The sequence below is a fragment of the Micromonospora sp. NPDC050417 genome (genome assembly GCF_044458865.1).
Lineage (GTDB): Bacteria > Actinomycetota > Actinomycetes > Mycobacteriales > Micromonosporaceae > Micromonospora_G.
Map to the genome: position 1 here is coordinate 1 of NZ_JBITIH010000042.1, position 12,276 is coordinate 12,276.

Below are 12,276 nucleotides of genomic sequence, written 5' to 3' on the forward strand. Positions count from 1 at the left end.
GACCGCGTCATCACCTGCTCCGGCTACATGCGCGACCAGGTCAACAACCTCTTCAACCTCCCCACCACCCGCATCGACGTCGTCCCCAACGGAGTGGAGACACACCGTTGGCAGGCCAGTGCCGCCGCCGTCGCCGCCGCCCGCGAGCGGTTCGCCGGCGAAGGCCCGCTGGTCACCTTCGCCGGGCGGCTGGTCTACGAGAAGGGCGTCCAGCACCTGATCGCCGGCCTGCCCCGGCTGCGGCGGGAACACCCCGGGCTGCGTCTGGTGATCGCGGGGGACGGGCCGTACCGGGGTGAACTCGAGGCGGACATCGACCGGCTCGGCGTACGCGCGGCGGTGACCCTGCCCGGGTTCCTGGGCGGATCCGACCTGCCGGCGATGATGGCGGCCTCGGACTGCTTCGCGGTACCGAGCATCTACGAGCCGTTCGGCATGGTCGCGTTGGAGGGAGCGGCGGCTGGTGCCCCGCTCGCCGTCGCCGCGACCGGTGGACTGGCCGAGATCGTCGAGACCGGGGTGACCGGGATGACCTTCCAGCCGAAGGACCCGGACGCGTTGGCGGACGCCGTACACGCCCTGCTGGCCGACAGTGGCCGGGCACGGGAGCTGGCCCGGCGGGCTCGGCGGATGGTGGCCGACGAATATGGCTGGGCGTCGATCGCACAGCGCACCGGGGTGACGTACGCGAGTGCGATCAGTCAGTCGGCGACGTTCACTGCCGAGCAGGCGACGCACCGGATGGCACACGGTCGTCCGGCGCTCTCCATCCCGGCCGGGAACCTGCTGGTGGGCGCCGGCGGGCGCTGACCCGGCGGATACGGCACCGGCCGCCGATGCCCGAGGGCGTCGGCGGCCGGTCGCGTCGCGGCGGTCTGTGCCGCGCGTGGTTCAGCGTTGCTCGACCGGTACGAAGGCCCGCTCGGCGGCACCGGTGTAGATCTGCCGGGGACGGCCGATCTTGGTCTCCGGGTCCTGGATCATTTCGCGCCACTGGGCGATCCAGCCGGGAAGCCGGCCCAGGGCGAAGAGCACCGTGAACATCTTCGTCGGGAATCCCATGGCCTTGTAGATCAGGCCGGTGTAGAAGTCCACGTTCGGGTAGAGCCGCCGCGATACGAAGAAGTCGTCGGCGAGCGCGATCTCCTCCAGTTGCAGCGCGAGGTCGAGCAGCGGGTCCGGCTTGTTCATCCGGGCCAGTACGTCCTGCGCCGCCTTCTTCACGATGGCAGCCCGCGGGTCGTAGTTCTTGTAGACCCGGTGGCCGAAGCCCATCAGCTTGACGCCCTGCTCCTTGGCCTTGACCCGGCGCACGAAGGACTGGACGTCGCCACCCTCGGCCCGGATTCCCTCCAGCATCTCCAGCACCGCCTGGTTCGCGCCGCCGTGCAGGGGACCGAAGAGGGCGTTCACACCGGCCGAGACCGAGGCGAACAGGTTGGCCTGGCTGGAGCCGACCAGCCGGACGGTCGAGGTGGAGCAGTTCTGCTCGTGGTCGGCGTGCAGCACGAAGAGCATGTCCAGCACCCGCGCGACCACGGGGTCGACCTCGTACTCCTCCGCCGGTACGCCGAAGGTCATGCGCAGGAAGTTCTCGACGTAGCCGAGCGAGTTGTCCGGATAGAGCTGTGCCTGGCCGATCGACTTCTTGTACGCATACGACGCGATGGTCGGAACCTTGGCCATCAGGCGCACCGTGGAGATTTCCACGTGCTCCTGGTCGAACGGGTCCAGGCTGTCCTGGTAGAAGGTGGAGATGGCGCTCACCGCCGACGAGAGCACCGCCATCGGGTGGGCGTCACGCGGGAACCCGTCGAAGAAGCGCCGCATCTCCTCGTGCAGCAACGAGTGCCGGCGAATCCACTCGCTGAACTCGGTCAACTGCTGGGCGGTCGGCAGCTCACCGTAGATCAGCAGGTAGGAGACCTCAAGGAAGGAGGCTTTCTCCGCGAGCTGGTCGATGGGGTATCCGCGGTAGCGGAGAATACCCGCGTCCCCGTCGATGTAGGTGATCTCCGAGGAGCAGGCGGCGGTGTTGACGAAACCCGGGTCGTAGGTGACGTACCCGGTCTCGCTCAACAGCTTGCCGACGCCGATCCCGGACGGGCCCTCGACAGCGGCCCGCACCGGCATAGACAGTTGCCCGCCGGGGTGGTCGAGCTTGACATCCGTCATGTGGTTCCTCGCTTCGGCGGCAAAATCTTCGTTGAATTGCCTTTGTTCCTACGGTATCCGCGGCGTGGAACCAACATCTGGTCATGGTCGAGCGGTGAGGGATGCGTCACGCATCACCCCACTTGCGAAACTGGGATCTCGGATGTCGACGGAGTCACACCCGCAACCGGCGCACCGCCTGACCGTCATTGACCAGGAACAACTCCAGTCGGTTCGCCCCTGGCACGAAGAGTGACTCGTCGCTGATCAGGGCCCCGAAACGGCGGCCGTTCTTGTCCGGCTCCACCACCGGCACGACCGCGCCGATGCGGCCGTTCACCGCGACCGCCAACCGGGCACCGGTGGGCACCGACGCCGGCACCGTGCCACAGATCAACGCGGGCAACCGCCCACCGGCCGGGTCGACGTTGTCGAAGGCCGCCCGGTTCGTCACTGTCGCGGCCGTGTTGTCGTTACTGACCGACAACTCAGTGACAGCGCGGCCGACCAGTTCCGGGAACGGCGGCGCGGGCAGCTTCGGCCAGGCACTCCCGTCGAGCACCTTGGCAAAGGTGTCCCCGGGAAGCTGTAGCGCGAAGGTGGGCTGGTCGTGGAAGCGTTTCTCGGACCGTTCCCGAGTCTCGCGCGGCGCGACCAGGCCCTCGACCGGCCACGGAATCTCCACGTGTGCCTGGTCGGCGATGGTCGGCAACAGGTCGACGTGCTCCCAGTTGCGGTCGTCGACCCGCCCGGCCCGCTGGCCCGGCTCCTTGATGAACAGCGGCACCCACGCCACCTCCCCCGGGGCCCGGTCGATCGCGGCCCGCCCCCGGCCCTGGACCCCGGGGGTGAAGCTGAGGCCGTGGTCGGCGGTCACCACCAGCATCGCGTCGTCGTAGAGCCCGGAGGAGCGCAACGTACGGAGGGTTTCGCCGATCAGGCGGTCGGTGTACCCGAGTTGCCGCAGATGGCGTTCCCGGGCAAGTTCCACCCAACCGTCGCCGTCGTTGGGCATCCCGGGCGGGGAGTCGTAGCGCATCCCGGAGGGCAGGTAGTTCCACGGCGTGTGCGGCATCAGCAGGTGCAGGAAGTGCAGCGTCGGGCGGGGTGCCGGGTGCAGACCGGCGAGGAACTCGGTGAACCGGGCCGGCTGGTTGACGTCGAGCTGACCCCAGCGGAACCTCGGGTCGGTCGGTGGCGGCTGCTCCTCCTCTTCGGCGAGGCCGGCTTCCTCCCGGGTCGCCTCGCGGTACGACGACTCGGGGTCGTCCGGCACGTCGACCGGCGAGGCGATCTGCCGCAGCAGCCCGGCGCTCTCCCGCAGCAGCACCGGCAGGCCACCGGCAACGGGTGCCTTGCGCTCGGCGCAGGCAGTCGGCGGACAGAGTTGGCTGATGCTCTCCTGCACCTTGAGGTCGTAGGTGCCGTGCAGGGCGGTGAAGAGATTGTCCGGGTACTGCGAGTAGTGCGGGGCCCGCACCGACGACGGATAGCGGCCGGTCAACATCGCCGGCAGCGCGTACGGGGTCCAACCGCTCACCCCGGTGGCGTTGCGGTACCAGGTCGACTCGCCGGCGAGCGCGGCGAAGTTCGGGAACCGCTCGGCGTCGATGGTGCCTCCGGGCCCGAGCAGGGAAACCAGCGGCAGCTCGTCGAGGACCAGCATCACCACCGGTGGGTGGCTGGCCGCCCGACGGGCCGCGCCCGGCCCCGAGCCGTCCTCGGCCGGCAGGACCACCGCCGACGCGGGTGAGGTGAAGACGAAGAGCAGGGCGAAGACCAGCGGTCCGACTGCGGCCACCCGCAGCAGTTGTCCGGCCGCCCTGAAGCGCCGGTAGGCGTACGCGCCGGCGGCGCCGACCAGCAGTGCGATCAGCAGCAGCGGCACTCCCCGCACCGGCAGCAGGTGCTTGCCGACCTGGATCGCGAGTGCGGCGAACAGCAGTCCGAGGGTGCCGGTGTGTACGGCGGCGCGCACCACCGGGCCGATCAGTCGGGTGAGCGCGCCGATTCCCCAGAGCAGCAGCGGGACCGGCAGCGTGAAGACCGCGACCAGGAGCAGGACGTCGGCCGGCCCGGCACCGTAGAAGAGGAAGAAGTCCGGGCTGCGTCCGGTGACGTCGAGCAGCGGCTGGGTGATCACGAGCCCGCAGAGGGCCAGGATCTCCAGCAGCCTCGGCGCCTCACCCCGCCCCCAGCGGAGAAAAGTCCGCCTACCGTGCTTCGTCGCGCTGCTGGGCACCGGCGGGCCGGACACCTCCGGCGGTCGGGGCGACTCAGCCACGGGGCACCCCGACGTAGAGGGTGCGGGTGCCGGACGGCAGCTCCTCCCGGGCGATGATCTCGCACCGTCGGGCCAGCAACCTCTCGAACTCCTCCCGGCGGTAGTCGGGGAAGAGTCCGGCCGGCTTGTTCGCCAGTAACCGCTGGGCCATCGGGTCCTCCGGGTGCACGAACTCCGCCACCAGTCGGCCCCGGGGGCCCGCCTTCGCCAGGAAGCCCACCAGCCAGTCGACGATCTCGTCCAGCGGCACGTTCCGCCCGATGGCCAGGTGGTGGATGACGGCGAGCGCGAGCACGGCGTCGGCGTCGGCCCGTGCCGCGAACGGGGCCCGTTCGGCACCCCGCCAACCACCGCCCGGCGACGGGTCGGCCAGGTCGAGCAGGAGTGGCATGATCCGCCGCTCACCGTCGGCGCGCAGCCGCTGGTAGAGCTGCTCGACCATGCCCGGGTCGCTTTCCACGGCGACGACGTACTCGCTGTGCCGGGCGGCGAGGCGCGAGTAGTCCCCGTCGTTGGCGCCGAGGTCGAGCACGAGTTCCGGACGGTTGCCGGTGCCGGTCAGGGCCGTCTCGACGAATCGCTCCTTGTGCTCCCGGTCAGCCTCGGAGTAGCTGCACGTCGTGCGGTAACGCCCCCAGTGGCTGGCCGCTGGTGCCCCGTCGAGTCGGCGTACCAGCCGCTCCAGGCCCCGTACGGTCGCCTGCACCAGCTCGCGGCTGAACCCGGCGTGGCGCAACTCCTCCCGAACCGCCCCGGTGCTCGTGGTGGCGTGCCGGGCCTGCATCGCGTCGTGCAGGCGTACGTGTGTGAAAACCCCGGCGGCGAAGCGGCGGGTGCCGGCGAAGAGCCGCCGCATCTGGCCCGGTTCGACGCCGTCGATCCGGGACCGCAGCCACGGTTGGAAGTCCAGTCCGAGGTGGGCCTGGATCATCAGCGGGTAGAGCATGGTCTGGCAGAACTGCCGGTAACCGGCCCAGGGTTCGCCCTCACGCGCCGGTTCGAACGAGCCGATGTCGATGAAGACCGGTGCGGCACCACGCCACTGGAGGTTGTACGCCGAACCGTCCTTGGTGCTGAAACCGGCGGGCAGCGCGGCGGCCAGGATCTCCAGGTGCAGCAGCGCGGCGTCGCGGAGCATCCCGAACGACCACTCGTACGGGTAGGAGACGAAGGGAATCCGCTCGTGGCGCAGCACCGTGTCCCACCGGTCACGCGCCGCCTCCGGCAGCGGTTCCCGGTCGACCGGCTCGGTGCCGCAGATTTTGCCGCTGGTGAGCAGGGGCGCGAAGAAGTCGCTGGCGGTCAGCGCGTGCCAGTCCTCGGTCGCCTGACGGTCGAGCCCGCGCAGCACCTGACCATCGAGGTAGAAAACCCGGTTGCCGGGGTCACGGAACGAGCCCGCTTCGGTACGGAGGCCGTCATCGGTGAGCGAGAGTCGTGATGGTGACATCGGCGCCCGGGTCCCCACTCAGTCCTTCTCGGCCGGCTGCCGGCGGAAGCGGCCGAAGAGCCGCCGCCAATAGAGCTTGGCGGCGACCGCCACCCCGGCGGCACCACCGATCACCGCCTGCACGATGAGACTGCCGGATCCGGCATCCAGATAGGCCAGGTCCATCTCGGCCGCCCCTTTCCTGTTCCTGTTCGTCCCGCCTGGTGACCCGAAACCCGACTGGAAACCTTGTGCTGGTCTGGGGTTCAGGTCCCGTTAACCACACCGTACGCGGCAGATCTCCCGCTCGCAGACGCACTGCGGACCTTGTCCCCGGTGTCCGCTTTCGGCTGCCGCGCGGTGTCCGATTCCTTCAAGACGGACGGCTCGGCGCACCCCTACGGTGGGCCGATGACACCTCGTCTCAACCTGATTGGCCTGGCCGTGGCCGACATGTCCCGTTCCCTGAGCTTCTACCGCCAGCTCGGTTTCGAGATCCCCGCCGAGGCCGACAGCGAGCCGCACGTGGAGGTGACGCTCCCCGGCGGGCTCCGGCTCGCCTGGGACACCACCGAGATGATCGCCTCGTTCGACCCGTCCTGGACGCCGCCCACCGGCACTGCCCGGGCCAGCCTCGCCTTCCTCTGCGACAGCCCGGCGGAGGTCGACGCCATGTACGACAAACTGACCGAGGCCGGCTACACCGGTCACCTCAAGCCCTGGGACGCGTTCTGGGGTCAGCGCTACGCGACACTGCTCGACCCGGACGGCAACGGCGTGGACCTCTTCGCCCCCCTGGGCTGAGCCACACCCGGCGGGCGACCGTCAGGTGCGAGACCGTCAGGTGCGAGACCGCCGGTCAGGTGACCAGCTCACGCGGCGGTACGCCGGTCAACCCCCGGAACTCGCGGGACAGGTGCGGCTGGTCGGCGTAGCCGCTCCGTGCGGCGACCTCAGCGGCCGGGACCCCGGCCCGGAGCAGGGCCAGCGCCCGCTGCATCCGCAGGATCCGGGCGAGGGTCTTCGGCCCGTAGCCGAACAACGTACGGCTACGCCGGTGTAGCTGACGGGGATCGAGCCCGAGTGCGGCGGCGGTGCCCGCCACGTCCACACCCCGGTCGAGTCGGGCGACAACGGGTCGGGCGATCGGGTCGGGGCCGCCACCCTCCCGTAGGCGCTCCGACGCGATCGCCTCCAGCACCCGGTCGGGCCGGTCCGCGTACGCGACCCGCTCGTCGAGTTCCCGCACACGGGGGCCGGACCAGAGGGCGGCGAGCGGGACCCGCTGGTCACGCAGTTCGTACGCGGGGACGCCGAAAACCGCCGGGCCGGTGCCGGGCGGAAACCGCAGTGCGACGTACCGCTCCCCTGCTGTTCCCTCCCCCACCTGGGCGGTGGTGTCGGGCCCGGCGACCAGCAGGCCCTGGTGCGAGGACCAGATCAGGTCGAGACAGCCGTCCGGCAGGATCCGGCTCGGCGCGGCCTCCGGGGGCACCGTGCTCCACCAGAGCACCGCCCCGGCGACCGCCTCGGACCCCGTCTCCCGGTACACGCCCACCAGACTGCCACCGCGCCCGCACCGAGTCACCTCCGACACCGCGAACGGAACGCAAGGAAAGAGAAGAGGTGAATAAGAGGAACGGCTTCCGTTCCGTCCGGGACCTTTCGTTTCCGTCCCGGTACCTCGAATGACGTCGGAATGTGGCGCTCGTGCCGCTGGTGCATGTTCCGGCACGGGCATTGTCCGTGAACCCGACACCGCGCGACGGGTCGTGGTGTCAGCCTGAGGGTTATGACAAGCTTCGCCACGGGCAAGATCGAAGCCTTCGTCGGGCCGCCCGAACTCGGCGCCGCAGACGATCTCGAACAGGTCATCATCGGGTTCATCGCCGATGCTCGTGAATCGCTGGACGTGGCCGTACAGGAACTCGACTCGGAGCCGATCGCGCAGGCACTGCTGGACGCCAAATTTCGTGGCGTCGATATCCGAATCGTTCTCGAACAGGACTATCTCCGTACGGCCAAACCGCCGAAAGTGGCGGCGCGGACCGGCGAATCGAGTGTGGCCGCCCAGCACCGGGTCCAGTGGTCGGCCGAACCGGGCGCACGCAGCCTCGAACCGAATCGCACAATCATGGCGGCGCTGCTGCGCTGCGCGATCGATGTGAAGGCGGACTACAACCCGGAGATCTTCCACCAGAAGTTCATCGTGCGCGACTATCGGAGGCGAGCGGGCGCCAGCTCGGCGGTGCTCTCCGGGTCGGCGAACTTCACCGGTACCGACTGCCATCGCAACCTCAACCACCTGGTGATCTTCCACGACGCGCGGATCTGCCAGGCGTACGCGGGCGAGTTCGCCCAGCTCCGCGCCGGACAGTTCGGGCGGGGCGCGCACGGCCGGGTGCCCCGGGCCTACAACGTCGGCGGGGTGCCGGTGAAGGTGTTGTTCGCGCCGGACCATGCCCCCGAGTTGGAGATCATGAAACAGATGTTGAAGGCGACCGAGCGGGTCGACTTCGCGGTCTTCACCTTCGCCGGCTCGTCCGGGCTGGACGACGCCATGATCGCGCTGGCTGCCGCCGGCCGTACGGTGACCGGGGCGGTCGATCCCGGGCAGGGAGCGCAGCGCTGGGCCGCGACACACGACCTGAACCGGGCGCAGATCGCGCTCTACGCACCGGTCAGGTCCCCCGCGTTCGGCAAGCTGCACCATAAGCTGATGACGATCGACGACAGTACGGTGATCGCCGGTTCGTTCAACTACACCGCACCGGCGAACCAGTACAACGACGAGAACATCTTCGTGCTCGGCAGCCCGTACGCGGAGCTGCCGACCAGCGAGGGCGGCCCGGTCAACCTTGCCCGGTGCGCCGAACTGACCGCCTTCTTCCGAGCCGAGATCCAACGGATCATCGCCGCGGGCGAGCGGTTCGCCGGCGGCGCCTAGGGGTCGCTTCGCCTAACCTGCGACCCATGACGGAACGACGCCTGATCCTCAGCGGCTCGACCTTCGAGGAGCAGATCGGGTACGCCCGCGCGGTGGTCGACGGCGACCGGGTGTACGTGTCCGGGACGACCGGCTTCGACTATCGCACCATGACGATCTCCGACGACGTGGTGGAGCAGGCCGAGCAGTGCCTGCGCAACATCGGGGCCGCGTTGACCGAGGCGGGGTGCGGCTTCGCGGACGTCGTACGGGTGCGTTACCTGCTGCCCGACCGGGCGGACTTCGCACCGTGCTGGCCCGTGCTGCGCCGCTACTTCGGCGCGGTCCGGCCGGCCGCCACGATGATGGTCTGCGGACTCGCCGACCCCCGCATGAAGATCGAGATCGAGGTGGACGCCCGGCGGGCCGGATAGCGGGCGCCCGTTCTCGAACACGGTGCGACGAAGCTCAGCCGTGCCAGCTGTGCCGGGGCTCGTAGCCGAGGATGCGGCGGGCCTTGTCGATCGACATCAGGGTCTCGTTGCCGACCAGTTCCCGGGTGAGCGGGACGTCCGGGAAGTACTCCGCGGCCAACTCCGCGCTGGGTCGGCTCATCACCGTGTCGGCGTTGGCGATGATGAACACCTCCACCCCGGTCGCCTGGTGCTCCAGCGCCAGGCGGACGGCCTGGGCGCCGTCCCGACCGTCGATGTAGGCCCAGAGGTTCCACTTGCGCAGTGTGGGGTCGGCGTCGAAGCCGGGGAAGGCTGCGTAGTCCGCCGGTTCCATCACGTTGGAGAACCGCAGGCCGAGCATCTTCAGTTCCGGCTCCCACCGACACAGCTTGCCGGCCAGCTCCTCCTCCAGGTGCTTGACCAGCGCGTAGTTGCTCTCCGGTCGGGACGGGTAGCCCTCGTCGATCGGGAGGTACGGCGGCGGGGTCTCGAACGGCAGCCCGAGCAGGGTCTCGCTGGACGCCCAGACCACGTTCCGGATGCCGACGGCACGCGCGGCGGTGAAGACGTTGTAGGTGACGGCGATGTTGTGGTGGAACGTCGCCGAGTTGGTCCGCAGACCGGGGGCAGGGATCGCGGCGAGGTGCACCACCGCGTCGACACCGCCGTGCCGGTCGTCGATCGCGCTCAGCGCCTCGACCGTCTGGCCGTAGTCGGCCAGGTCCACCTTCGTGTACGGGCAGCGCGACTCGGCCGGCGGTGCCACGTCGAGGTTGACCACCTGGTAACCGTGGTCGAGCAGCTCCGTCACCACCGCACGACCGAGCTTGCCACTGCCGCCGGTGACCGCGACCCGGGTCACCACTGTTCCGTACCCACACACGAGATCATGAGGTCAATCTAGCCAATCGGCCGCCGGGAATGACTCCCCGACGGCCGATTCGGTGCTGACGGTGCGCTGTCGACGTACGGTGCTCAGAAACCGAGCGCGGAACGCCCGCCGACCACGGGGACACGCAGCTCACTGTCGTGCGGCGCGACCCTCAGCCGGGTGCCTCCGAGCGGCAGCAGGGTGTACTCCTGGTCGGTGGAGAAGACGACCACACCGATCCGGTGCCCGGCGGCGAAAATGTAGTCCTTCGGCTCCAGGGTCCACCGGTAGTCGTACAGTTTGCCTTGTTTGACCTTTTCGGTACGGTCGTCGTCCTTGCGGTTCTGCGGGTCCGTCCAGCCCCGGGTGACCACAACCGGAGCGGCGGTCGAACCGGCCGGACCGTAGTCGACCAGGTACGCGGTGAGGTTCGCGTCCGGCTTGTTGTCGATCGCCATCCGCAGCCGCATCTCCGGCCGACCCGAAAGCCGGACGTCCTGGTCGAGCACGGGCGAGGTGTAGACCAGCCGGTTCGGGTTGGCCGCGTCCGGCTGCGCGACGAGGTCGGTCGGCGCGATGGTCCGCCCCTGGTCGACGAAGCTCTGCTCGACCTTGCCCTTCGGCTGCTTGCCACTGGTCAGGGTGCCGGGCGCGGTCGGGCTGGTGGCGGCGAACCGCAGGTCGACCTCGCGGGCACCCGGGTCGGGCCAGTTCGCGTACGTGGTGTAGCTGCGGTTCTCCCGCTGCACCACCGCGGTCGGCTCGTCCATGATGCCGTTGGGCACCCGCCACAACCAGTAGTCGAACCAGCGGTTCTCGGTCTGCTTGTAGGTCCAGGACCGCCCGTCCGGCAGGGGTACGGTGGCGCCACTGCCCGGCCCGCCGTGACCGCCCTGGTGCAACCAGATCTTGCGCGGTACGTCGTACCGGGCGAGCTGGTCCCACCAGCCGGCGAAGTTCTCCGTCTTGACGTTCCAGTCGTTGAGCCCGTGCACGACGAAGACGCTGGCCTTCACGTCACGCGCCCCGTCGAGGTAGTCACGCTCCGCCCAGAACCGACTGTAGTCGCCGGTGACCCGGTCCTGTTCCCGGGTGATCTCGGCGATCTCGTCGGCGCAGGTTCCCTCGGCCCGCGCCTGCCCGGCGGTGTACTGCGCCAGGATGTCGGTGTCCTCACCCTGGTACGTGCCGGGGGCCACGACCAGGCCGTTCGCCCGGTAGTAGTCGTACCAGCTACTGATCGCGGAGACCGGGATGATCGTCTTGAGCCCCTTGACCCCGGTGGTGGCGACCATGTTCGGCAATGTGCCGTTGTAGGAGACCCCGGTCATGCCGACCGAACCGGTGGTCCAGTCGGCGGTGACCGGGGCACCGTTCGCGTCGAAGCCCCGGGCCCGGCCGTTGAGCCAGTCGATGACCGCCTTGGTGCCGAGCGTCTCGGCCCGGTCGCCGCTGGTCGGGCAGCCGTCCGAGTCGCCGGTGCCGATGCTCTGGCCGAGCACCACCGCGTACCCGCGCGGCACGTAGTAGTCGTCCAGCGAGCCGGGCAGGTTGGCCTTGGCCACCGCGCGCCGGGTCTCGCCACCGGCGGCCGAGCGCGCTCCGTCGCGGCTGGTCAGCCCGTTCTGCGGCAGCTCGTCCACCAGCACACTCGGGTACGGCACGTCACCCCAGGTGTCCTTGCGGTACGGGCTGTGCTCGAAGATCACCGGCACCTTGAAGCCCCGGGTGGCGGTTTCGGCGGGACGGGAGATGTCGATCGCGACCCGGTCCAGGCGGCCGTCGTGATCGGTGTCCAGCGGCGTCTGCACGAAAACGCGCTGCTCGATCGCGTCGGCGAACGAGAAGACCGGCTGGGTCATGCCGTCACTGACCACAATGGTCGGTGGCGGGGTCGGCCCGGCGATCGCGGGCGCAGCGGGCGCGGTCAGGATCAGCGCGCCGGTCAGGGTGGTGCTGAGCAGTACCAGGCGACGGGGTCGGCGCATGGGCAGTTCCCTTCGATCGGGCTGGTGGCCGGAACCGGTCAGGGCAGGGATGGAGACATTTCCATCGGCCACACATGCTAGGCGCGCCGCCGCGCGTAGTCGATCAATTGGTCCGACCAAAGTCGATCAATCAGTGGCTCGACCCTCCCCCGCGGCGAGAACGCACGGC

General features: G+C 69.5%; 11 protein-coding genes. 4 read left to right on the plus strand and 7 right to left on the minus strand.

The window, feature by feature from the left end:
• Positions 1 to 810, plus strand: an 810-nt coding sequence (locus ACIBF5_RS31545) for a glycosyltransferase family 4 protein (protein WP_396816542.1), incomplete at its 5' end; no start/stop codon positions are given.
• A gap of 81 nt (positions 811 to 891) precedes the next feature.
• Here the strand turns inward: ACIBF5_RS31545 and ACIBF5_RS31550 are convergent.
• From ACIBF5_RS31550 to ACIBF5_RS31565, 4 genes are all read right to left on the minus strand, one after another.
• Positions 892 to 2,175 carry a citrate synthase gene (locus tag ACIBF5_RS31550; RefSeq protein ID WP_396816543.1) on the minus strand — a complete coding sequence of 428 codons (1,284 nt, stop codon included), beginning with the start codon at positions 2,173 to 2,175 and terminating at the stop codon, positions 892 to 894.
• Between the two features lie 154 nt (positions 2,176 to 2,329).
• Positions 2,330 to 4,438, minus strand: coding sequence for a sulfatase-like hydrolase/transferase (locus ACIBF5_RS31555; protein ID WP_396816544.1), 2,109 nt, complete (start codon positions 4,436 to 4,438; stop codon positions 2,330 to 2,332).
• A complete protein-coding gene (locus ACIBF5_RS31560) occupies positions 4,431 to 5,888 on the minus strand; it encodes a methyltransferase (RefSeq protein ID WP_396816545.1) in 1,458 nt (485 codons plus the stop codon). The genes ACIBF5_RS31555 and ACIBF5_RS31560 overlap by 8 nt, the downstream gene beginning before the upstream one ends.
• An 18-nt stretch (positions 5,889 to 5,906) precedes the next feature.
• Entirely contained in the window at positions 5,907 to 6,053 is a 147-nt protein-coding gene (locus tag ACIBF5_RS31565) for a hypothetical protein (protein ID WP_170208794.1), read from the minus strand.
• 225 nt (positions 6,054 to 6,278) lie between these two features.
• Between ACIBF5_RS31565 and ACIBF5_RS31570 the strand changes: the two genes are divergently transcribed.
• On the plus strand, positions 6,279 to 6,671 hold the full coding sequence (locus tag ACIBF5_RS31570; RefSeq protein ID WP_396816546.1) for a VOC family protein: 393 nt from the start codon (positions 6,279 to 6,281) through the stop codon (positions 6,669 to 6,671).
• Positions 6,672 to 6,726: 55 nt separating this feature from the next.
• On the opposite strand, the gene ACIBF5_RS31575 is transcribed toward ACIBF5_RS31570, so the two are convergent.
• Positions 6,727 to 7,419: a helix-turn-helix domain-containing protein gene (locus ACIBF5_RS31575; protein WP_396816547.1), complete on the minus strand. Its 693-nt coding sequence runs from the start codon at positions 7,417 to 7,419 to the stop codon at positions 6,727 to 6,729.
• Positions 7,420 to 7,659: 240 nt separating this feature from the next.
• On the opposite strand from ACIBF5_RS31575, the gene ACIBF5_RS31580 reads away from it, so the two are divergent.
• Positions 7,660 to 8,814 carry a phospholipase D-like domain-containing protein gene (locus tag ACIBF5_RS31580; protein ID WP_396816548.1) on the plus strand — a complete coding sequence of 385 codons (1,155 nt, stop codon included), beginning with the start codon at positions 7,660 to 7,662 and terminating at the stop codon, positions 8,812 to 8,814.
• Positions 8,815 to 8,840: 26 nt separating this feature from the next.
• Positions 8,841 to 9,227, plus strand: coding sequence for a RidA family protein (locus ACIBF5_RS31585; RefSeq protein WP_396816549.1), 387 nt, complete (start codon positions 8,841 to 8,843; stop codon positions 9,225 to 9,227).
• A 34-nt stretch (positions 9,228 to 9,261) separates the two neighbouring features.
• Here ACIBF5_RS31585 and ACIBF5_RS31590 read toward each other — a convergent pair whose 3' ends face one another.
• Positions 9,262 to 10,110: an NAD-dependent epimerase/dehydratase family protein gene (locus ACIBF5_RS31590; RefSeq protein WP_396816550.1), complete on the minus strand. Its 849-nt coding sequence runs from the start codon at positions 10,108 to 10,110 to the stop codon at positions 9,262 to 9,264.
• A 113-nt stretch (positions 10,111 to 10,223) separates the two neighbouring features.
• Complete coding sequence (locus tag ACIBF5_RS31595) at positions 10,224 to 12,107, minus strand: Xaa-Pro dipeptidyl-peptidase (RefSeq protein WP_396816551.1); 1,884 nt, start codon at positions 12,105 to 12,107, stop codon at positions 10,224 to 10,226.
• Positions 12,108 to 12,276 lie beyond the last annotated feature (169 nt).